This window comes from Chryseobacterium sp. RU33C (assembly GCF_900156015.1).
In the GTDB taxonomy this organism is placed as follows: Bacteria; Bacteroidota; Bacteroidia; order Flavobacteriales; family Weeksellaceae; genus Chryseobacterium; species Chryseobacterium candidae.
In genome coordinates this window covers 1-22,673 of the sequence record NZ_FTMT01000033.1, presented here as the reverse complement: position 1 = coordinate 22,673, position 22,673 = coordinate 1, and the positions used below count along the sequence as shown (strand labels likewise).

The following is a 22,673-nucleotide window of genomic DNA, read 5'->3' as shown; positions in this document are numbered from 1 at the left end:
AAAAACTGTATCAAAATGTTATTCTGAACACAGACTGAAAGTTTGCGAACGTAGTTCAGAAATGTAGTGAAGAATCTTATGTTATTGGTTTATAAATGAGATTCTTCCTTCGTCAGAATAACAAAGGTGAAATTATTAACCTTTGATACAGTTTCTTTTTATTCCATTAAAATTTAAAATTAAGTCTGGCGAAAACCTGTCTTCCGGCAAATCCCATCTGTACAGGGTCAAAAATGCCACCGGATTCTGTATTTCCATCACTTACCTGAGTGGTTTGCAAGGTAGGATATCTGTTGAACAGGTTTTTGCTTCCTAAAGTCAGATTCAGGTTTTTAGAGAATTCATAGCCAAAAGAAAGATCGGTGGTTACTTTTGGATTATAGACCTGTTCTGTACCGTCATAACCAATCAGAGTAACCTTATCAAATCTTACTAACTGCAGATTTGCATTGAATTTGCTGAGCTTATAATTGAGATTTAAATTCACTTTTGTCTTCGGAGCAGAAGCAAGAATAAATGCTTTTTCTCTTGCACTCAGGTAAATATCTTCTTTTCCTGCCAGCTGTTCTGAAGTGTTTACTTTGGTGATTTCCATATCATTATAGTTTCCGGCTAAGGTAGCGGTAAGCTTTCCGGAACCTAGATTTTCACTATAGCTTAATATAAGATCAATCCCTTTCGTGCGGGTATCAATCGCATTAGAAAAGAACTGTACCTGGTCAATAAATGGATTTTCTGCCTGGACATCTGCCGGCAAATCTCCCTGTGCAAAATATCCGGTAAGAACGATCCTGTCTTTTACTTCGATATAATATCCATCTACTGTCGCTGTAAATTTTCCTGTGTTGAACGTAAACCCGGCACTTCCGTTCACAGAGGTTTCCTGTTTCAGTTGAGGTATTCCCAGACTACTTGCGATTTTGCTATCATTAGATGCTAGTTGAATAGTGACCAATTGTCCGCCCTGGAAGTTGGTAAACTGTTGGCTGTAGTATTTCTGAGCCAGAGAAGGCGCTCTGAACCCTGTAGAAACGGATCCACGGAAAGCAAACTGAGGAGTAAATGCATATCGTGTAGCAAACTTACCATTCAGCGTACTTCCGAAATCATTATAATTTTCAAACCTTCCGGCAACGCTTATCATCCAGTTTTTAGTCACATCCAATTCAGTATCTATGTAGGCAGCAAAGTTATTTCTGCTTTTGCCGATATCTGTAGAATAACCCGGGAATCCCTGCGAACCGCCTGGCCTTACGCTATTTTTATTTAAAGGATTGGTTACCAGTAAACTTTCAGGGGTATCTGGCGTCACAGGATTTCCGTTTTTATCATACATGGTGTAAGAAGCCTCTTCTCCTTTGATGATATCAAATTTTTCATATCTGAACTCTGACCCGAAAGCAACATTAAGCCCTTCCAGTACTTTGAACTGCTTCACAGCGTTGAACCCAGTTGTATTCTGCAGCAGAGAATGTCCTCCCGCATTAAAGCTTGTAGGAGATTTGACTCCTAAAGTGGCATTAATTGTATTGTCTATCTGGTAAGTAAATCTGTTGTTGCCAAAAGCATTATAAAAATCTACATCCCAGTCTGCAACTTTGAACTTTAATCCGTTGTCAAATGTGAAATCCGTAATGCTGGTGTTTTCAACCGGGTTAAATCCTGTAGGGTAAACTTCTGGAATATTGCCGTCTGCATCCGGTGTTCTTGTCCATGCATAAGCTTTGGTATTTCTATGGGAAAAGCCCTGACGGGAATAAAATTTCAATCCATCGGATAACGGGACTTCAATATTTCCGAAAAAGTAAATATTTTGAGCTTTGGCATCTCCGAAACGCTGTCTTGGTGCTGTATAAACATCAGGATTAGCATTTCGTATGGCGTAATCTTTATTAACAAATTCTACTGTGAAATTTCCAAAACCGCCTTTTGATCCTATTTTAGTTCCCAGATTTCCACTGAAATCAAAGGTAGTTCCGTCTACTTTGTGATCTGATACAACGTCATTATTACCTGGACTTTTGAAAAGATTCATACCTGTGAATAGATTTCCTTCAAAACCATTATTTCTGTCATTCAAAATAACATTAATTACTCCTGCAATAGCATCCGAACCATATTGGGCTGATGCTCCGTCACGAAGGACTTCCACTCTTTTTATGGCTCCAATCGGAATGGTGTTCATATCATATCCGGTATTTCCCCTTCCTTTGGTTCCAAAAAGGTTGATCAGTGAAGACTGATGATATCTTTTTCCATTCAGTAAAAGTAAGGTTTGATCAGGACCAAGACCTCTTAATGTAGCCGGATCTACAGCATCAGCACCGTCAGATCCTGATTGTTTGTTGGAGTTGAAAGAAGGTGCGGAAAATTGCAAAAGCTGGTTGATTTCTATCTGCCCTGTAGACTGGCTCACCTGCTTAATGTCGATGATATCAATAGGAACAGGAGTATTGACTACTGTTCTCTTTTTGTTACGGCTTCCGGTAATGGCTACTTCGTCGATCTTTGATTCTTTCAAAGTATCTTTTATCTGCTGGGCATAGGTGAAGGTAGAAGCTCCAAGTAAAATGATACTGATGTATTTTATCTTCATATTAATAATTTTAGTAGTGATTTAATCAAAATTATCAATATTTATTTTTAAATCCATATTAAAATAAAATTTTTAGTATAGATTTCTTAATTTTATAACGATTTGTGGTAAATTAGGAAAAATAATAACCCATTACTTGAATTTAGTTTAAAATTTTAATGTTAAAAGCTTCTAATGATTCTGTTAATTCCTTCTTCTAAAATTTCCTGTGATGTGGAAAAGCAAATTCTGATATGCCCTTCCGCTCCTTTTCCGAACCATCTTTCTGATCCCGGAACAATGGCTACTTTTCCTTGTGTGAGAACGTGCTGAGCGAATGTATCGCCGGACATTCCGTTTTCAATCTTTGGAAACAGTACAAAAGTAGCTTCAGGCAGATTAGGCGTTACAATTTCCGAACGGCTTAATAATCTGAAAGCAAGATCTCGGTTATTTTGTAAATGAGCCAGAAACTCTTTATACCATGGTTTTGCTTTTTCAAGGGCTACGCTTCCTGCGATCTGTGATAAAGTGGAGACCCCTTCTATTGTGGAATTGAAATTGGATTTCTCTGTAAAGTCTTCGAGAATATCCTGATCATTACACAGGACGGCACCTATTCTTAATCCTGCTATTCCGAATGATTTTGAAAACCCATACACGGTAAAGCTTTTTCTCTTCGCCTTCTCTGATACGGATGAATAAGTATGAAAACCTTTATGATCATAAACAATATCACTCCAGATTTCATCACTCATCACCCAAAGATCATGAGCCGCTGCAATTTCCGCCACCTGTATTAAAACTTCTTTGGAATAAACTTTACCAAGCGGATTGTGCGGGTTGCATATGCTGATAAGTTTGGTTTTGGAATTAATCAAAGAAACCAGTCTTTCAAAATCAATTTCTCCTGTTGTTGTATCTACGGGGCAAAGCATTACTTTTCCACCTGCTGTTTCTACAGATTTTTTGAAAAGAAAATCTACAGGATCCAGAATAATGGCTTCATCACCGGGATTAAGGACGTAAGATGCAATCAGAAACATTCCCTGGGCGGCACTATTCACTGCCAATACGTTTTCGGGTGAAAAGCTCCCGTGTTTTTCATGATTAAAATGATCTGCAACACTTTTCTTAAATTCCGGAAGTCCGGAAAACGGGCCGTAACTTAGGTAGCCATCCTTTATGTATTCAATGATTCCCTGTTCTATTTCTGGTGCTGTTCTGAAATCCGGATCAGCTGCCGTAAGAGGAATGATTCCGTCTTCCAGGGTGGCCCATCTTCCGTTATAGGCCTTTCTTTTCAGAGCTTCAAAGTTAATGTCGTTATTGGTGAACATATTTATTTATAAGATATGGGGATAATGTTTTCTGTCTGTTGGCTGAGTGGAAGTAAAAACTGATTTAGTAATGCTCTTCCATTGTGAATATGAACCTCGATTTCAGGTTTTCTCTCAATCTCGTATTTACTGAAGGCAGTCTGCATATTCTCTTCTTCAACTAAATATTTCGTTAATAAGAAAGAGTCTTTCAGAGCAGAGGTGACTCCCTGGCTGGTAAATGGTATGAGTGGATGAGCTGCATCCCCGATGAACACAAAGTTATCTTTGTAAAAAGGGTTTAGCTTTTCCAGTTCATAAACATTCCATAAATGTACATTTTTATAGTATGATTTCTGTATGATTTCCGGGACTATAGGATGCCAGTTTTCAAAAACTTCCAGCATATATTTCCTTAAATTTTCGGTAGAACACCCGTTAATCATGTATTTCTGGTTGTCAAACTGTGAGTACCAGAGAACAGTATCGTCAGAAAGTTTAAGGATTCCGAAAGTCAGTCCCCCATCTTCATGATGAAACTTCATAAAATCCTTTTCAATAGAAGCTGAAATTTCTTTATTTTGAATGATATTCACTACTTCACTTTCCCTTGCCACCCTCATCGTTTCATCTTTAAAAAGATTCCTTCTGGTGCGGCTTCTGGAGCCATCAGAGATGATAGCAATATCCGCATCAATATCAGTTCCGTCAGAAAGCTTTAATTTTCCGGTGTGTTGATCATCCGGGATGATGGTTTCCTCGTAGGTTATTTTTTCATGAGAGATATTCTGGGCTAACAAATTGATTAATGAGTGCCTTGAAATCGCGAAAACATTGTCCAGTTCTTTCTCTGCCAGAATTCTCCCGGTATGAGAATATTGTGTATATTTTTTCAGAAAATTTCCGTGTTGGAGAAGATGATCAGGATTAATGATTTGATAGAGATAATCCATTCCTTCCTTCGGAATGAGAAAACCGTGACCTGCCAGATCTTTCTTTTTTCTCCTTTCGTAAATGTGGTAGTCGATTTTGTGCTTTTCTAAGTAATTCGCCATGCTTAAGCCGGAAATACCGGCGCCCACGACAGCAATTTTCTTCATTTTTCGGAATAAAGTATTTTTCAGGTTGGTTTTGTAAGTAATTTTTTATCTCCTTTAGATAAATACAAAATTAGAATTAAAAACCTTTACTATTTCAAAAAATGTGTCAATTTTATTTTTGTTTTATAAAAAACAGATGAAAAGCATTGGGTATCGTTTGTAATAAATTAATATGATTGATTTATTTTCATTTGTGTTATCTGATTGGTTATAAGGTGTTAATGGTGTGGTGGTAATTATAGTAAGAACCTATAAGTTTATTCTGTTTGACAAGTTTTCGAATGTTAATGTATAAAAAAACCGGAAAAAATTTCCGGTTCTATCATTAAGCCTTTTCAAGCTGAACAGTAAAGTGTCTTAAGATTTCCGGTTCCCAGGTGATCTTATATCCTTTTGCTATTTCTTCACGTCTTTCATATACGTTTCTGATGGCAGCAGCAATATAATCCATATGGTTGTTGGTGTAGGTTCTTCTTGGAATAGCCAGTCTTACCAGCTCTAATTTCGGATAACGGTTTTCTCTAGTAGCAGGATCTCTGTCCGCAAGTAATGTACCGATTTCTACAGTTCTGATCCCTGCTTCCTTATAAATTTCAAGCCCTAAGGTCTGTGCCGGATATTCTTCACGGGATACATTCGGAAGGAAGTTTAAAGAATCGATGAATACAGCGTGTCCTCCGATAGGTTTCTGAACAGGGATTCCGTATTCAATTAATTTATTGCCCAGATATTCAACCTGTGAGATTCTGCTTTCAAGATAAGCGAACTCTGTAGCTTCATCCAGACCTACCGCTAATGCTGCCATATCTCTTCCTGCCATACCGCCATAGGTAATGAAACCTTCATAAATAATGGTAAAATTGGATGCTTTTCTGAAAACTTCCTCATTATTCAAAGCAATGAATCCTCCGATGTTTACTAAACCGTCTTTTTTAGAACTCATTGTCATTCCGTCTCCGTAAGAGAAAATTTCCTTACAGATCTCCTTAATGCTTCTGTTTTCCTGTCCTACCTCTCTTTTTTTGATGAAGTAAGCATTCTCAGCAAATCTCGCTGAATCGAAGAATACCGGGATTCCGTATTGGTCAGAAAGAGCTTTTACAGCTTTCATGTTTTCCAGAGAAACAGGTTGTCCTCCGGAAGAGTTACACGTAATGGTAATTAAACAGAAAGGAATATTTTCTTTAGGATGGCTTTTATAAACTTCTTCCAGTTTTTCAAGGTTGATGTTTCCCTTGAAAGGATGAAGGTCATTAATATCAAAAGCTTCGTCTATCGTACAGTCGATAGCATGTGCCTTTCTGATTTCGATATGTCCTTTTGTAGTGTCAAAATGCGAGTTCCCGGGAACTACATCGCCTTCTTTTACCAATACTGAGAAAAGAACGTTTTCAGCAGCTCTTCCCTGGTGAGTTGGTAATAAATATTTGAATCCTGTGATGCTTTCAACGGTTTTCTGTAATTGTTCAAAAGAACGTGATCCAGCATAGCTTTCATCTCCGGTCATCAAAGCAGACCATTGTCTATCAGACATTGCTCCCGTTCCTGAATCGGTAAGCAGGTCAATATAAACGTGTGAAGATCTTAGGTTGAAAAGGTTATAATTAGCTTCTTTAAGCCATTGCTCTCTTTCTTCTCTGGTGGACTGATAGATTTCTTCCACCATTTTAATGCGGAAAGGTTCCGCGTACGGTAAATTCATGAGTTAAATTATGTTTTAAATTGTTTGTAAAGAAAATGTGCTTGAAAGTAATTTTTCAAAATTCATCAATGTATAGATAAGTCGGAAAAGAGATTATTCCGGAGCCTTAAATATATTTTCATCAGAATGGAATCCGGCTACACCGCCGCTCACCGCGAACTTCATGGCAGAAGCTGCTGTCATTCCCACTACAGGTTTGATGTTTTTTTCTTCAGTAACAATTACCCAACCCGAGATGGCGTACGAGTGGGGAAGATATACCGCAACGTAATTATGCTTGTCAACGTCTGACATTTCTTTTTGAGTTAAAAAACCGATTCTCCAGATTTCCGGATTTTCATTGGTCTTTACCCATACAGGATCGTTGAATTTTTTCTTGTCGCCTACAAATGAGGACATTACGTCTTTCGTAGGAGTGTAAATATGTTTTACTCCCGGAGTTTTCTCCAGTAAGCTGTCCATTGTGTCAAAAAAGAATCTTCCGACCACGAATTTATTTCCTAAATATCCTAAAATAGCTGTAAACAGTATGGTTGATACAAATACAAGCCCCGGAATCTGCTTGGCAAGGGAAGGAACAAGGTTGTCAATCGCACTTACAATATACCAGATCACAAAAATGGTAAGCCCGATAGGGCCAATGATAACCAACCCCTGGAAGAAATTCTTCAGGAACAGATTGGCGATATTTTCAAAGCTTGGCTTCTTCAAGGGATATTCTTTACTGTTTTATTTTAACCGTGGATGGTTTCTTTATTTCCGTAGGACTTAATAATGCCGGCTTCATATTCCAGCCATTCTTCCCAACGTTTGTTTACTTTTTCAGGGTCTCCGAGTTGTCTTGCAAACCCGATGAAAGTAGTGTAATGATTGGCTTCAGAAATCATCAGTTCTTTATAGAAAACCTTCAGTTCTTCGTCTTTGATATTTTCGGTAAGAACCTTGAATCTTTCACAGCTTCTGGCTTCGATCATAGCAGCAAAAAGCATTTTGTCTACGATGAGGTCTTCTCTGCTTCCCTGAATGATAAATTTTGCCAGTTCATTCACGTAATCATCTTTTCTTGCTCTTCCGAAAGTAAAGCCTCTTTTTTTGATGATCTCATGTACCTGATTGAAATGATCCAGTTCTTCCTGTGCAATGGCAAGAAGCTCAGTTACAATTTCGGGATATTCAGGAAGCATCGTGATCAGGCCTATGGCATTGGTTGCTGCTTTTTGTTCGCACCAGGCATGATCTGTTAAAATTTCTCCAATGTTTCCTTCTGCAATATTTGCCCACCTTGGGTCGGTAGGTAGTTTCAACTTAAACATGTTGTAAAATTTTTGTAAATTTAAACAAATTGAAGTAAGAAATGTGACTTTATTTCAATTTGATCATTAAAGTCTTAAGCTGCGGTCTTTCTTCTTAAGAATTCCAGAATATTCCAGCCCCATGTATCCACTTTTTTCAGTCCTGCAGAAATGAGGAAGGCTAAAATGATATTAATTCCATAAATAATGAGCATTAAAAGCCACCATGGCATATTTTCTTTTAACGGAACCACCAGGAAATAAACTAACGAAGAACTTATTCCCTGTGCAAAATAGAAGAAGATGGCATTCTTTCCGATATAGGTGATGAAGTTTTCTTTTGTGATTTTCAGTCGGTTATAAAGTGCAAATAAGGTTACCAGAGAGAATAATGCCCAGATGATATAAGGTATTTTCGGCGGGAATTTATTTTTATTGATTTTATAAAAAATGTCGTTCCCATAATACCAGAACTGCCATACTAAGGCTGCTCCTACAATTGCATACAATACAGGAATTACTTTTGCAGGAATTTTTTTTCCCTGCATTTTATGCCCCGTTAAAAAAACAGCAAGGTAGAAAGCAACATAACCCACTTGTCCTGTCGGATAATATTCCGGGAAGATATTGAATAATAAGGTTAAGGCAATACACAGCCCGATAAACCAATTGACATGTTTCGGGAAGAACCTTAAAATAAGTACTCCCAAAACGGTAAGTACATAATATACTTTGAGATACCAGAAGCTTCCCATTACCACCGGAAAAGTATCAGCGTTAATATACTGATGGAGATACCAGTTTCCAAGATTTTCCCATTGAGGATATGCTGAAATGCCGGTTGTGGCGTATTTTGATCCAAATGTGGAATAAAAATTCTGCAGCCATTCCATCGAAAAGAAACTCAGTCCGAAAACTTTAAAGAAGTAATCTGAAAAGAACAGGAAGGTTACAAAAATCATATAGGTAATCTGGAGCTTCAGAAGCCGGTACAAAGTTTTTTCAATATTGGCTCCTGAAGTGATGCCGCTTAGTGCATAAAAAAGAGCCACATCAAAAACCAGCGAAAAGACTCTTACTTCTGCGGGAATATAAAATTGTCCGGACCAGAAAGCGGTATGGATAAAAATGATGGAAAGTGTTGCCAGTCCTTTGGCGAAATCAATATATAGATCTCTGTTCATTATAGATGGGTTGGAAGTTTTTTTATTATTTTTCAAAAATACAAACAAATTGATTTGTTTGAGTATAAAAAGCTTTGAAAGCAAAAAGGGGCGGAACATACTGTCCGCCTCCTTTCTTAAATATGCTAAAAATGAATGTTCTTGTTTATTGAAGATGTTTAAATTCTTCCGCAGAAATTTCTCCTGTCTGAATTTTTTTCAGCTCATCTATATATTGGCTCATGTAGGCATCAATTTCAGGATTTACGGTATTCTTAGCCATCTTGTAAGTGCCATTTAATACTCCCTGATAGTAATAGAAGAAGTTGTAATCGAAATTCGAAGCATTAAGTTTATACTGGCCTAAAAGGAATCCTAAACGAACTGCAGATCTTCTTTGTGCAGGTGTTCCGTGATGGTTGACATTGGTTGTCTGATAATCACCGATACTTTGAGCAAATTCATAGGCTGCTGCAATTTCCGGGAAGCTGGTTTTATTGTACCCGTTAGGTCTTCTCAGATAATATCCTGCAAAACCATCTGCTTCAAGCTCATTCGGTCTGTACGTTGATTCTGATACAGATGGAAGGTTGAAGATGTATTGTAACTGATGGCCGTATTCATGTGCAAGGATCATTGCGTTTACAATGTCGCCACCTTTTGATTTTGCATCATAATAGATAGCATAGCCATAATAGATCTTTCCTGTAGAATAAGAAATGGCATTGTACGTTGAATTGAAATTGGATGGATCATTCACAAAACGTAGGGTAGGGTTGCTTCTTCCCCACATGCTTGCAATTTTAGTCATCTGACCGTTCATAAAATTGGTGTCTGTGGAGTTTTGAAGTCCGGTCAGTAAAACTGAATTGGAGCTCCAGTTGTTGTCTACATAAGAGCAGCCTTTTTCAGTAGATCCCGGTTGGTCGGGTTTTGCAGTCAGTACCTCTTGTTCGGGTTGAACATTGTTGTCCATTTGGTCATCACGGCATGCTGTTAAAGAAGTAACAGCAATGGCACCTGCTAGTAAGCAGAGATTAAAGTTTCTTTTCATATTTAATATCAATTTGGTATAACGAAGTTATGAAATTATCTCTTAAGTGTGAGTACATTATTGGAAAAAATTATTCAAAACATAGTGAACAGAATTTTATTAAAAAAAACATTGCTTTGATTGTAAGCTATTTAGAAATTTATATGTATATTTGCACCTCGAAATAACTAAAAATTTATAAACAATGTTTGCAATTGTAGAAATAGCAGGGCTTCAATACAAAGTTGAGCAAGACCAGAAGTTGTTTGTAAACCGTTTAAAAGGAGATAAAGGAGGAAAAGTTTCTTTCGATAAAGTTCTTCTTACTGTAAACGGTGCAATCACTGTAGGCGCCCCAGCTGTAAACGGAATCACTGTAGAAGCAGAGATCCTTGACCACGTTAAAGCTGATAAAGTAATCGTTTTCAAAAAGAAAAGAAGAAAAGGTTACAAAGTGAAAAACGGTCACAGACAATCTTTAACTCAAATCGTAATCACTGGGATTACAGGTTTTGAAGGAGGAGCTAAAAAAGCTGCTGCTAAAAAAGAAACTGTGAAAGGTGAAGTTCTTTCAGACAACGCAACTGTTAACTTTGGTGAAGATCATGAATTGAACTATCACTTAAAGAAAAACAATTTGTCTCAGTCTAAAGAGAACAGAGAAACTTTAATTACTTTAGGTAAAGCAGTTAAAGTGGAATTAGAAAAGAATATTCTTACTCATGAAGAAGTAGATGCTGCTATCATTAAGAATATCGATCAATTTAAAGCACTTAATAAATAATCCAGTAATAAAATGGCACACAAGAAAGGAGTCGGTAGTTCCAAGAACGGTAGAGAGTCTCACTCTAAAAGATTAGGTGTGAAGATTTTCGGAGGACAAGAAGCTATTGCCGGAAATATTATTGTTAGACAAAGAGGTACTCAGCACCACCCAGGTGATAACGTGGGAATCGGTAAAGATCACACTTTGTTTGCATTAGTAGATGGTAAAGTAGTTTTCAGAAAGAAAGCAAACAACAGATCTTTCGTATCTGTAGAGCCAAACGCATAATTTTGGCGTTTTTATAAAAATTAAAACCTCAGTTTTTACTGAGGTTTTTTTATTTACCGGTTTTCATACTATTCTTTTATTCGTGAAATATTTTATATTTGCCAACTGGCCGGTTTTGAGTCAATTGCGAAAGCCGAAAAGCATAAAGAGTAGGCAAATATTAAAACAAAATATCTATGAAAAATGTAAGAAAATTGAGCAGAAAGAGTCTAAAAGAGATAACAGGAGGTGTAGCATCAGAATGTTCTTCTATGTTCCAGTCTTGTGATGAATGGTGCAGATGGTCTCCATGGCAGAAATCACACTGTATGCTTTCTCAGCCATGCACAGATTGCTTTGAATAAGACAGTGCAGCTATAGATTGTACTATTCTTTAAGATACAAAGCAGAGCTGAACACTATTAAAGGTTCAGCTTTTTTTAATATTAAAAAATTAAATAATATCTCATTGCTGTGAAATATTGATATATTTGTCAGTAATCAAATAAATAAATCATTGCGGAAGCCGAAAAGCAAAGAGAGTAGGCCACACATAAAACTAAACAATCATGAAAAATTTAAGAAAATTAACAAAAGCCAGCCTGAGAAGTATTAACGGAGGAGAAGTATGGTGTCCGGCGAAACCAATTACATCATGTAGTGTATGGTGCGGATTGACAAAGGAGCAGAAAATGCGTTGTCTTCTTGATGTAGAAGGCTGTGAGTGCTTTTGATCATCTCCGACTTTGTTGTAAAGCTTTAAAAACAGTTTCGGCGGCATCGAAGATGCCGCCGAAACTGTTTTTAATGTATTATTTTATTTAGAATCCTACCTGAAAACCTGCTTTAACACCGAACTTTGAGATATCCGGTCTGTCAAGATAATTTCCTCTCCAGTTGAAATCTACTCTGAAGATTCTAAGATTTCCGATTCCTATATTTTCAATTCCGAATCCGTATTCATAATAGATATGTTCGCTTGGTGCAGAGTATTTAAATCCTTCTACGTTGATTGCTTTGGAAGCATCGCTTAATGTTCCGTAAGCTCCTCTGATAAATGCAACTTCTCTCAGTTTCAATTTTTTAATCAAAGGAATGTAAGAAAGGATCTTACCATTAAAATGATGCTCCAGCTGAAGTGTAGTATAGGCATCAGTAACAAATTCGTAATAATTAAGCTGGGAGAATGTATTCGGTACCAAACCATATGAAAGGTTGGCAGGAATAATATTCTGTAGTGCCAGTGGAACTGTGCTGAAGTTCTTTCCTGCTTCGAAATTGACAACTAGTTTCCCCATACTTCCAATTAAAAATGGCTTATAAAGCATGAATTGAAGCTTGTCATAATTGAAGTCAGCATTGAATAATCCTTCAATACCTCTTGTGTATCTTAAAACGATAGTTGGAGCTAAGTTTCTGGCTTGGTAACGGTCAATACCGGTTTGTGAGAATTTTGCACCAGGTTTGGCAATTAAACTGATGGTAACGTGAGAGTCATTAACTGTTTGTCTCAACTGTCCGTCTTTATAATACATCAGATTGAATTTCTCAGGAATAGCAGACTTAATACTCTGCATCACTCCATCTACTCTGATCTGGAAGTTCTTCCATGGTTCAATAGCTGCAAAAACGCTTGTTTTGTTTACAGAACTTAAGGAAATATTTTCTCCTCTTGCAAAAAAGGTACTGGTAGATGAGGACTGTGGTGTCACACCATCACCGGATGTAAGCTGTCCTCCAAGCTGAACAATATCTCTGCTGGTTCCTGCACCAATCATAAAACGGTTAAGCTTATTGAACATGTATCTTGCCTCTACTCCATACTTAATCTGCTGATCTTTAAATCCATATGCCGTGTAAAACTGAGCTCTCCAGGTATCATTCAATCCAAAATAGGTTCTTGCCCCTAATCTTATCCGGTCTCCTTCCACTTCATTTCTTCCGTAAATCGAGAATATAGGGCCTATATCAATGCCTTTAAATGCATTATAATGACGTGATCCCAGGGTTTCAAAAAGTTTTACCATCCGATTGAATTTGGGTGTCTGCTGAAGCTGGTCAAGCATATTGTAAACTCCCTGTTCTGCTTTGGATAAAGTGTCAGGTCTGACTTTTGTCCAGTAAGCATCATCTTTATTGGTAAATTTGTCTTCGTATTCTTCTTCGGTACGCTTAAATACTTTGGGGTCAAGAGGTTTGTTGAACTGATAATCGGAATAATCTACCGATCTCTTGGCGATGATACTTTTTGCTCCTTTCTTTTTTGAAAAAGGACTCATTTCAAATTCGGTCACCAGTTTTTTGGGAAGAAATGTAGCATCATCTGGATTATCGTATTCCACTTGGGTATAGACACTGTTGACAAAGTTAACATTGATTTTCTGTGTTGATTTCAATGTTGCGCCTAAAACGGCATAAGTATCTGTATCAATATAAAGGTTTCCCTGAAATGCAAGGATATCTTTTCTCTTCGGCTGGTATCTTATCTGGAATGCTTTTTCACCACGAATTGTAATGGTATCCATAAGACTGTAGTCATAGGTGCCGAAACCATCTGTTCCCACGGGACTCTGGAAACCAATATCGAAATAATTAAGGGTATTATCGTAAATATTAATATCACGATACAGGTTTTTAGCTGAAACTGTGATCACCTGATTGTCCTGAAACCCAGAAGTCTTTTGGGCAACCAGAGTTCTTTTGCTGTCCTTATCTGGTTTGTTCCTGCCATAATTTTCATAAACTGCTTCATTCAGGAAGATAGGAAGGCCAAGCCTTCCACTCGCAGTAGAATCAGCATAACTGAAAATGAAATCCAGTTTATTGAAAATCTTTTTCTTCATGAAGGCACTGTCAAGATTGTTCAGATCAAACTGTGTTTTTTCGTATTCTTTATATGAATAAGTATCGAATTTTTCCAGCCCGTTATTTCTTTTTTGCGCCCATACTTTCTGCATAATGGCATAAGCCGGATTTTCTTTCTTGTTTTTGTATTTTGTTTTACCGCTTTTAAGAACAATCTCCTGAATGTCACTCACCTTAGCCTGCGAAAGCTGTACAAAAATATTTTCAGCATTTTCAGGGGTAATATCAAGGGTTTCTGCGGTATAATTTTTTCTGGAAAATCTTAACTGATGAATAATGCTATCAGACTGAATGATGAAACTGCCTGAAGTTGTCGTCAGGGAGGGTGTTTTATCATTGTTGATAAAAATATCAACTTTATTCAGCTCTTTATTGTTCTTTTCGTCAACCACCTTACCGCTGGCTTTGTTTTGAGCACATACTGAACTGGTGAGAATCAGGAAAAATAATAAAAGATAGTGTTTTGGGGAGTTATTGTTTAACATCATTCGTTTCTTCAGGCAATTAGCATAAACAAAAAGCATGCAGTTTATTTAAAAACAGGTAAAAAAATAAAATATTTTTATTCTATCCTATAAAACGACAAAAATAGCGAAAATAATATATGTATGGGTTAAAAATTAATTGGGAAATTGTAATGCTTAAAATATAATAATCAGGGAATTAAAAGAAAGGTTGAGTTCCTGCTTTTTAGAAATATTTTGCTGCTGTTATGAAGGGTTTATAAAAAGAAAAAGACTTACATTTTGTAAGTCTTTTTTGCTCCTCCTGCTGGGCTCGAACCAGCGACCCTCTGATTAACAGTCAGATGCTCTAACCAACTGAGCTAAGGAGGAATTTCCTTTGTTTTAAGTGGTGCAAATATAATAGGAATATCTGTACCAAGCAAGTTTTTATTCTTGAATATTGAACGAAAAAAGCTATTGGTTTATTTTTCAATAAATTAAATTTTAAATATTTTTGGTGATGAGCAGGAGATTATTCATGATTTCATATTTTCCTGCCTGTAGGCTTTGGGGCTTTTCCCACGTTGTGTTTTGAAAAATTTATTAAGATGGCTCTCATCCGTGAATCCCAGTTCATCAGCAATCTCTGAAATTCTGTTGCTGCTGTGTTTTAAACGGTGCTCTATTAATGTCGTTTTATAATTATTCACATAAGACTGCAGGGTTTCACCACTATGTTTTTTAAAGTATTTACCTAAATAATTTTCAGAAAATCCGAACTCTTTACAGATATTTTCAGTTCGTATTTTTTCAGGGTCATAGATATTGGCCTGGATATAATTCAGAATACTAATGATTCTTGATTCAGAAGCTTCATCTATCTTCTGAGGCAGATATTTCGCAATATTGCGGGCAACGATAACGATAAGTGTATTAATGAGTTGTGTGGTTATGTCACTGTGGTACACATCTTTATTCACGGCTTCCCGAATCAGAGCTTCTACGATAGGTCTTACCAGTGTTTTGTCCGTCTGGTTTTTTAAAATACATCCCGGTTTGTGGTTGGCATTTTCAAGAATAAATTCCAGACGTTTGATATTTTCTTTCGAAATCTTATCATTTTTCAAATAAATATTACTGAATCTCAGGAAGAAAAACCGCGTTGTGGTATCAATCCAGAACTGGCTGCAATCCTGTGGTGTCAGAAGAAACATATGATTATCCGAATAGGCAAAGCTGTGCTTGTTAATACAGTGCTGGCCTGTTCCCGATAAAATAAAGACGAGCTCAAAAAAATTCTTTCTGCTTTCCTTATCAGGGAATGTTTCCAGCGTTTCAAAATGAATGCTATAAGGTTCATATAAGACTTCTCTGTTCATGAGTGTTATTTTATGGGTAGGCAAAATTATACAAAAATAAGGAGATTTTATACAGGTAATTTGCTAATTATCAGTATAATTTTGCTCTATTCAATTTTGGAATTATAGAATATGATTAAAAAATTATTCAATACAATAGTAGTAACGGCATTGTTTGCTTTTCTGAAAGCTCAGCAGCCTGTAGACAAAATTTTCCATTATTCTTCTATGGATGCTATGAGAAATGGGGTATATACCGGAGATCTTACGGTACAAGATCTTAAAAAGAAAGGAGACTTCGGCTTGGGAACTTATAATCTTCTTGATGGTGAACTCATTGCATTGGATGGAAATGTTTATAGGATTGCTTCAGATGGCTCAGTTGAAATTGCGGATAATAAAAGGCTGGTTCCTTTCGGATCATTTACCTTTTTTAAAAAAGATCATCTTATTACGCTGGAGAATATTCAGACAACAGATATGCTGATGAAGAAGCTGTTGGAGGTCCTTCCGTCTTCCAATCGTTTTTATGCTGTAAAAATAGAGACCACTTTCATGAATGTGACATTAGGCGGAGCAGAAAAAGTTCATGAAAAAGATACAACGGGGATTGCTGTTTTGATGAAAACCCGTCCGCTGTATAAAAAACAGAATATAAAAGGAACGCTTACAGGATTTTATAACCCCTCTTATATTGGTGGTTTGGATCTCTCTCCGTTTCATTTCCACTTTTTATCTGAAGATAAGCGAGTTGGTGGTCACTTAATAGAAGGCACTTTCGACTCTGCAAAAATTACCGTACAGCTTGATGAAAAAAATGCTTATGAGCTTATTTTGCCCGGCAAAAGTAATGACGGTTATCGGCGTCAATGGAAATCTTCAGAGCCAAGTGCTCAATATTAATAATAAGTATATAACTATTTGATATGCAAATAAAAAACAAAAGATTATTGTCTCTGCCTTCAATGGCATTTATGTTTTTTTTCAATTCAGTTCAGGCACAACAGAAAGTGCTTCAGACGGATTTTAATAAAGGAATCTGGGAGCAGGTAGACAAAGGGCTAAAGCGCAAATGGGTATCTGGTACAGAAAGTACATTTGCTTTCTGGAAAATGGATAAAGATGCTCATGTTGCTCCTCATAACCATCCGAACGAACAGGTGACGTACATCACTAAAGGGAGTGTAAAAGTACTCATGAATGGTAAAGAATATATTGTGAAGGCCGGCGGTGTGCTGGTGATACCTGCAGGTGTTACACATGAGTTTTTCTGCCTTGAAGACGGTACTGAAGATCTGGATTTCTTTACTCCGGTACGTAAAGACTGGGTAGAGGGATCGGCATCTTATCTTTCAAAAGAAGGGAAAGAACTTGAAATTGTTGCACAGTTTAATGATACCAGACCGGGAAATGTTGCGGTAAGCCATAACGGGAGGGTATTTGCAACGATGCATCCTTTATCAGACCCTAAACAACAATTAGTCGAAATTATTAATGGCAAGGCAAAGCCTTTTCCATCTCCCGAATTCCAGAAAAATGGTCAGCAGCCTAATGATAATCAATTCGATACTCCGCTTGGAGTCATCACAGATAAAGAAAACCGCCTTTGGATGATTGATATGGGATTGGGTCTCGGTAAGACGCGTCTGTGGTGTTTTGATCTTAAAAAGAACAAAGTGGCAGAAAAGATAGAGCTGCCGGCCGATATTGCGCCGAAAGGGAGCTTCATTCAGGATGTTGCGATAGATGAAAAGAATGGCTGGGTCTACCTTGCTGATATTGCCAACCCGGGGATTATTGCTCTGAATTTAAAAACGAAAAAAGCCAGAAGATTTAGTGGGCATCCGGCTTTACAGACAGAGGATGTAGATATGATTATTGATGGAAAAGTCATTGATTTTGGTGGAAAACCATCGCGTGTGGGGGTTAATCCTATTACCCTATCAGATGACAGGGAAACATTATTTTTTGGCTCTATGAACGGGACAGCATGGTATGAAATTCCAGCCAGACTTTTCAGAGAAAATAAAGATGATAATACAATAGGGAATTCCATTAAGAAATTTGGAGAAAAACCAGTGAGTGATGGTGTAGCTACAGATAAACAAGGGAATCATTATATTACAAACCTTGGAGGTCATGGTATAAGTAAGCTTGATAAAAATGGGAAACTTACCGGGTTGATTAAAGATCCTAAGCTACAATGGCCAGATAATATTGCAGTCACAGATGATGGTTATCTGTATATTTCAGTGAACCAGCTTCATACAACAACCGCCTTTTCCGGACAGCCGGATGCCGGAAAACCTCCTTATTTTATATATCGGGTGAAACTATAGCCTTAAAATTTCTTATCAACATCCATCACATAAAAATATCTAACGCAATGAACAAAGAATTTAAGTCAGTAGCAGTACTGAAGTCTAAACCGGAGAAAAGAGAAGAATTGAAAAATGCTTTGCTGCAGCTCATAGATCCTACCCGAAATGAAGCCGGCTGTATTTATTATATTCTTTTTGAAGATAAAAAATCCCCCGGAACTTTCTATATGTGGGAAGCCTTTAAAGATGACAAAGCTTTTGAATTTCATACCCAGACAGAGCATTTTAAAAACTTCGCGGGACAGATGCATGAATGGATGAGCGAACCAATACAGCTGATTGAACTGGAAAGAATTTCAGGCGGGTAAAATAGTTGTCATTATAAAAACTGTCTTTAATCAATTACAGGTTTTAATATTAAACAAAAAGATCTACAGAAATGCAGATCTTTTTAATTTTTATACTTCCGAAATTTTATTTCTTTAAATCTTTAAGTATTTCCTGAACAGCTCTTTCCAGCTGTGGATCATTGTTCTGAAGACGGTCCATGAACGTGTTTTTAACATAAATATCAGGTTTCACTCCTGTTTTCTCAAGGTTCTGTCCGTCTAATGTGTAAGTTCCCCATGAAGGAAGTCTGTAAGAAGACCCGTCTACCAATCCTTTGGCTGAAGTGAAAATAATCCATCGATAAGTATCCTGGCCGATAATTTTACCCAGCTTTAGTGCTTTGAAGCCGGCTGCGGTCATTTCAGCGTCACTTAGTGAAGCTTCGTTAATCAAAAGGACAATAGGCTTTCCGGATGGTGCAAAGTTGGGTTGGGTTGTAATCTTTCCTTCACGGTATTTCCATTGAAGATAAGGTCTCTGAGAAAGGAAATTCAATACCTTATCATGAACATTTCCGCCTGTGTTATAGCGTAAATCAAGAATAACAGCATCTTTTCTGTTCTCTTGTTCTACCATATCCAGAAGGAACCTGTCCAGCTCATCAGTAGACATATTTTTCATGCAGGAGTAGGCAATGCGGTTATTGCTCAGCTTGTCTACACGCTGATGATTATTGTAGATCCAGTCGTCGTAAAGCAATCCTTTTAATTCTCCGTTAGAAATCGTATGTACTTTGGTTATTACCGTTTTACCATCACGGTTGAAAGTAAGAACAAGCTCGTCCTGTTTTTTAGGGCTTGTAAAATAGGTTTCTATATTTTCGTTCAGATCAATCTTTTTTCCGTTTACAGAAGTCAATTGGTCTCCTGGTTTGATATCAACTCCTGAACGGTAAGCCGGGGATTTTCTCACAATGCTTTCTACGGTGTAAGGCTGATCTTTTTTGAAGATAATTCCGGTTTCATTGGTGAAATAATTCAGATACACAGCCTCTTCTTTTCCTGTAGAGGAAAATCCGGTGTGCGAAGAATTAAGTTCCCCTAAAAGATCATTCAATAAAATTCGAAGATCATTTCTGTTATGAACATACGGAAGATACTTTGCATACTGCACTTTTTTAGCTTTCCAGTCGATACCATGAAATTTTTCGTCATAGAAGTTTTCCTCCACGCCCGTCCATGCTTCAGCATACATCTGAGTAAATTCTGATGCCAGGTCTTTATCAAAACTGTATTGGATATTTATCTTTTCAGGCTTCAATGCCGCTATAGTTGTTTTGTAAATATTGCCTTCAATCAGGGCAAACAGGTTTTTCTCATTTTTAGTTAAATAATACGCTGCTTTATCGAAGACTTTTTCAGATTTGGCAGGCTCAAAATCTGTGAATACCTTTTTGAACAGCTGTCTTTTTCCATTATCCTGATTAGAATTGAATAATAGAATCTCTTTTTTATCATCAGCGAAAACAGCAGGGTCATCCTGATATCCATACCGGTCGGTAACCAGCTCAATTCTGTCCAGAGTATCATCAGGATTAACTTTCAATTCTTTGATAACCGGTTCTTTTTCTTCCTTTTTCTCTTTATCCTTGTCGTCTTCCTTTTTGTCCTTCTTATCTTTTTCTTTATCAGAAGATTTTTCTTCCTTCTTTTCTTCAGTGAAGAGATTGTCGAATTTTTCGGATTTAAAAGGTTCGTCAAACCAATCTAAAGCCATACGGTAAATGTTAGATTTCTGCAGGCCTAAAGGGTAAGACGGATTGGTCCTGTCGCTGGCAAAATAAATATATTTACCATTGGGTGACCATACAGGATCTTCCTCTGAAACACCAGTATTGGTAAGGTTTAGGGTCTGTCCCTTTTTAATATTATAGATAAAAATATCAAGTTCGAAATTTCTTTTTGCAGAAAATAATACATATTCGTTATTAGGTGAAAAAGACGGTCTTGAATTTTGGAATGCCCAGATTTCATCCTTTACAATGGTTGTAGATGTAAAACTTTTTAAATCCAATAATCTTACTTCGTCTCTTCCGCTTAAATAAACTGCTTTTGAAAGATCGTCATTCAGCGTAATGCTGCGGTTATTTCTTGAATCTTCTGTTAATTGCTTTGGCTGGCCTTTTCCGTCTGCCGGAATAGTGAACCAGTTCTGATATCCGTTATAAGTCTGATTATAAAGAAGAGTACGGTTGTCTTTCAGCCATTTTACTTCCATGGCACGTTCTTTTCCGTCAGAGACCTGCTGGGCAAATTTTCCTTCAATATCAGAAACGAATAGGATACCACGGCTTATAAATGCCATTTTTTTACCGTCAGGAGAAACATCATAATAGGAAATATTATTTTCCACATTAAAATTCTGAGCTTTTTCCAGAGATTTATTCGTATTCAGGCTGATGTAGAGAGGAGTTGTTTTTTTTGAGAATACATCATAAGTATAAAGTTGATAGTCTTTTTCAAAAATAACTTTGGATCCGTCTGCTGAAACAAATGGTTTTTTAATGGAAGTATCAAACTTCGTTAAAGCAGTTTTTTTATCATTTTCGATTTTATAAAGATTGTATTCTCCATTATTTTCATCAGAAATAAAATAGATAATCCCGTTTTTATCTACACTTGGGTTAAAATCTTTTCCTTCATAGCTTGTGTACTGTTTGAAAGAATTGCTTTTGGGATTGTATCCAAGAATATCAGGATTGTTTTCCCCCTTATAACGCTTACGCTGTAACTGATGGGCACTTTCTGAAGAACTCGTGAAAAGATATTCCCCGGCAGGAGTTTCTGCAAGACCGTTAGTGTTGTTAAAATAATTATTAAAAAGTTTTTGTGGTGTTTTGCCTTCAATGGTAGTTTTAAAACTACCGAAATTATTATTTCTGCTGGAAGTAAAATAGATCGTTTTGCTGTCCCAAGCCCAGCTTTCCATTTCGTCTCTTCCGGTGTGAAAGGTTAGTTGCTTAATGGTTCCACCTTCTGAAGGCATTACATATACATCGTAGTTACCATATTGATTAGAACTGAATGCAAGCCATTTTCCATCCGGAGAAAGGCGGGGATTGATCTCTTCTCCGTCCAGAGCGGTAATTCTTGAAGCATTTCCTCCATTGGAATCTGCTTTCCAGATGTCACCGTCATAAGCGAAGTAAGCTGTTTTTCCATCAGGACTCAAAGAGGGACATGATAGAAAATAAGATTTTTCCTGAGCAGAAATTCCTATCATAGAAAATGCTGTTAATAACGAAATAATAGTTTTCTTCATGGTACAGTTGGGTATTTACGCAATAATATAACGCTGATTTTATTATTCTTTATCATTGTAGAGATGTCGTTATATGCCGAGAATTTTCTCAGTATATATTACTCTGAAAAATAATAGTCGAAGTATTGGCGAAATAGTTACAGGTAAAATGCTTTGAAGGCTGATAAAATTCAATGAAATAGATAAATATTTTATGAAAACGGAAGGTAATTTGAAAATATCGATCTTTTTTAGGTATTAATCTTAATATTGGTAAAAATGCAAAGATTATATTCATTTAATGTAGCTGGTGAAACTAAGTGAAAATTTGTGCGAACCGAAAAAGTTGATTTCTGTCTTTGCTCTCTTAAAAGTTAAGCACCCAATACAAAACCTTTGCGTTAAATGACAATTACAAATGTCTTAAAGAAGCCTTGTATGTAGTGAACTCTAAAAAAGAGATTCCATACTGTAAGAGATTTAGAAAGTGTTATTATCTGAAAGTAGATGTTTTGAATTACATTCAGGAAGGTAGAATAAAACCAAAGTCTGAAATTGAGAAAGAAGCGCAACAAACTCTATTATCTATTAATCATAAAAACAAAGGGGATGCAGGATAATTTGAGAGTTTATTTTAAAGACAAATATTTTTTTGAAAGTCTTGTAAAGAAAAAAGGGAGTTTTAACGTAACCCTCAACAGTGAAATAAATCCAATCATTTTTGATAATTATAAAAAACTTGACACTATCCCACAAAGTGTGTAAGTTAAAAAGTCAGGGCTTGGATTTTATAATCTGAGCCTTTCTTCAAAAATAAGCATAAATTGGTTGAGAAC

Annotated in this window: 18 protein-coding genes and 1 tRNA gene; 7 read left to right on the top strand and 12 right to left on the bottom strand. The window is 36.7% G+C overall.

What is annotated here, in order from left to right:
* Nucleotides 1-166: 166 nt before the first annotated feature.
* From BW946_RS19965 to BW946_RS19930, 8 genes are all read right to left on the bottom strand, one after another.
* A complete protein-coding gene (locus tag BW946_RS19965) occupies nucleotides 167-2,596 on the bottom strand; it encodes a TonB-dependent receptor plug domain-containing protein (protein ID WP_076597847.1) in 2,430 nt (809 codons plus the stop codon).
* A gap of 161 nt (nucleotides 2,597-2,757) precedes the next feature.
* Nucleotides 2,758-3,915: a pyridoxal phosphate-dependent aminotransferase gene (locus BW946_RS19960; RefSeq protein ID WP_083688932.1), complete on the bottom strand. Its 1,158-nt coding sequence runs from the start codon at nucleotides 3,913-3,915 to the stop codon at nucleotides 2,758-2,760.
* Nucleotides 3,916-3,917: 2 nt separating this feature from the next.
* Entirely contained in the window at nucleotides 3,918-4,994 is a 1,077-nt protein-coding gene (locus BW946_RS19955) for an FAD-dependent monooxygenase (RefSeq protein ID WP_076597845.1), read from the bottom strand.
* A gap of 325 nt (nucleotides 4,995-5,319) precedes the next feature.
* On the bottom strand, nucleotides 5,320-6,696 hold the full coding sequence (locus BW946_RS19950; protein ID WP_076597844.1) for a tryptophanase: 1,377 nt from the start codon (nucleotides 6,694-6,696) through the stop codon (nucleotides 5,320-5,322).
* A 93-nt stretch (nucleotides 6,697-6,789) separates the two neighbouring features.
* On the bottom strand, nucleotides 6,790-7,407 hold the full coding sequence (locus BW946_RS19945; protein ID WP_076597843.1) for a DUF502 domain-containing protein: 618 nt from the start codon (nucleotides 7,405-7,407) through the stop codon (nucleotides 6,790-6,792).
* Nucleotides 7,408-7,430: 23 nt separating this feature from the next.
* Entirely contained in the window at nucleotides 7,431-8,009 is a 579-nt protein-coding gene (locus BW946_RS19940) for a MiaE family protein (RefSeq protein ID WP_076597842.1), read from the bottom strand.
* 74 nt (nucleotides 8,010-8,083) lie between these two features.
* On the bottom strand, nucleotides 8,084-9,172 hold the full coding sequence (locus tag BW946_RS19935; protein ID WP_076597859.1) for an acyltransferase family protein: 1,089 nt from the start codon (nucleotides 9,170-9,172) through the stop codon (nucleotides 8,084-8,086).
* A 145-nt stretch (nucleotides 9,173-9,317) separates the two neighbouring features.
* A complete protein-coding gene (locus tag BW946_RS19930; protein WP_076597841.1) occupies nucleotides 9,318-10,205 on the bottom strand; it encodes a neutral zinc metallopeptidase in 888 nt (295 codons plus the stop codon).
* 184 nt (nucleotides 10,206-10,389) lie between these two features.
* On the opposite strand from BW946_RS19930, the gene rplU reads away from it, so the two are divergent.
* The 4 genes from rplU (at nucleotide 10,390) to BW946_RS21545 (ending at nucleotide 11,951) form a co-directional block, all read left to right on the top strand.
* Nucleotides 10,390-10,968 (top strand): 50S ribosomal protein L21, encoded by a 579-nt coding sequence (gene rplU, locus BW946_RS19925; protein WP_076597840.1) that lies wholly within the window; start codon nucleotides 10,390-10,392, stop codon nucleotides 10,966-10,968.
* 12 nt (nucleotides 10,969-10,980) lie between these two features.
* The gene (gene rpmA, locus BW946_RS19920; protein WP_002984034.1) at nucleotides 10,981-11,238 is read left to right on the top strand and encodes a 50S ribosomal protein L27; all 258 of its coding nucleotides are present in this window, start codon (nucleotides 10,981-10,983) and stop codon (nucleotides 11,236-11,238) included.
* A 176-nt stretch (nucleotides 11,239-11,414) separates the two neighbouring features.
* The gene (locus tag BW946_RS21550; protein WP_170872113.1) at nucleotides 11,415-11,582 is read left to right on the top strand and encodes a bacteriocin-like protein; all 168 of its coding nucleotides are present in this window, start codon (nucleotides 11,415-11,417) and stop codon (nucleotides 11,580-11,582) included.
* Between the two features lie 204 nt (nucleotides 11,583-11,786).
* Nucleotides 11,787-11,951, top strand: coding sequence for a bacteriocin-like protein (locus BW946_RS21545; protein WP_167498883.1), 165 nt, complete (start codon nucleotides 11,787-11,789; stop codon nucleotides 11,949-11,951).
* An 87-nt stretch (nucleotides 11,952-12,038) separates the two neighbouring features.
* Here the strand turns inward: BW946_RS21545 and BW946_RS19915 are convergent, their stop codons facing one another.
* The 3 genes from BW946_RS19915 to BW946_RS19905 form a co-directional block, all read right to left on the bottom strand.
* The gene (locus BW946_RS19915) at nucleotides 12,039-14,570 is read right to left on the bottom strand and encodes a DUF5686 family protein (protein ID WP_228402662.1); all 2,532 of its coding nucleotides are present in this window, start codon (nucleotides 14,568-14,570) and stop codon (nucleotides 12,039-12,041) included.
* Nucleotides 14,571-14,844: 274 nt separating this feature from the next.
* Nucleotides 14,845-14,918: transfer RNA gene (locus tag BW946_RS19910), tRNA-Asn, on the bottom strand.
* 146 nt (nucleotides 14,919-15,064) lie between these two features.
* Nucleotides 15,065-15,907 carry an AraC family transcriptional regulator gene (locus BW946_RS19905; protein WP_076597839.1) on the bottom strand — a complete coding sequence of 281 codons (843 nt, stop codon included), beginning with the start codon at nucleotides 15,905-15,907 and terminating at the stop codon, nucleotides 15,065-15,067.
* A gap of 111 nt (nucleotides 15,908-16,018) precedes the next feature.
* Between BW946_RS19905 and budA the strand changes: the two genes are divergently transcribed.
* The 3 genes from budA to BW946_RS19890 are packed head-to-tail and all read left to right on the top strand — an operon-like array spanning nucleotide 16,019 to nucleotide 18,575.
* Nucleotides 16,019-16,789 carry an acetolactate decarboxylase gene (gene budA, locus BW946_RS19900; RefSeq protein WP_076597838.1) on the top strand — a complete coding sequence of 257 codons (771 nt, stop codon included), beginning with the start codon at nucleotides 16,019-16,021 and terminating at the stop codon, nucleotides 16,787-16,789.
* Nucleotides 16,790-16,812: 23 nt separating this feature from the next.
* Nucleotides 16,813-18,225 (top strand): L-dopachrome tautomerase-related protein, encoded by a 1,413-nt coding sequence (locus BW946_RS19895; protein WP_076597837.1) that lies wholly within the window; start codon nucleotides 16,813-16,815, stop codon nucleotides 18,223-18,225.
* Between the two features lie 47 nt (nucleotides 18,226-18,272).
* Nucleotides 18,273-18,575 carry a putative quinol monooxygenase gene (locus tag BW946_RS19890; protein WP_076597836.1) on the top strand — a complete coding sequence of 101 codons (303 nt, stop codon included), beginning with the start codon at nucleotides 18,273-18,275 and terminating at the stop codon, nucleotides 18,573-18,575.
* Nucleotides 18,576-18,681: 106 nt separating this feature from the next.
* Here the strand turns inward: BW946_RS19890 and BW946_RS19885 are convergent, their stop codons facing one another.
* On the bottom strand, nucleotides 18,682-21,858 hold the full coding sequence (locus tag BW946_RS19885; RefSeq protein ID WP_076597835.1) for a S41 family peptidase: 3,177 nt from the start codon (nucleotides 21,856-21,858) through the stop codon (nucleotides 18,682-18,684).
* Nucleotides 21,859-22,673 lie beyond the last annotated feature (815 nt).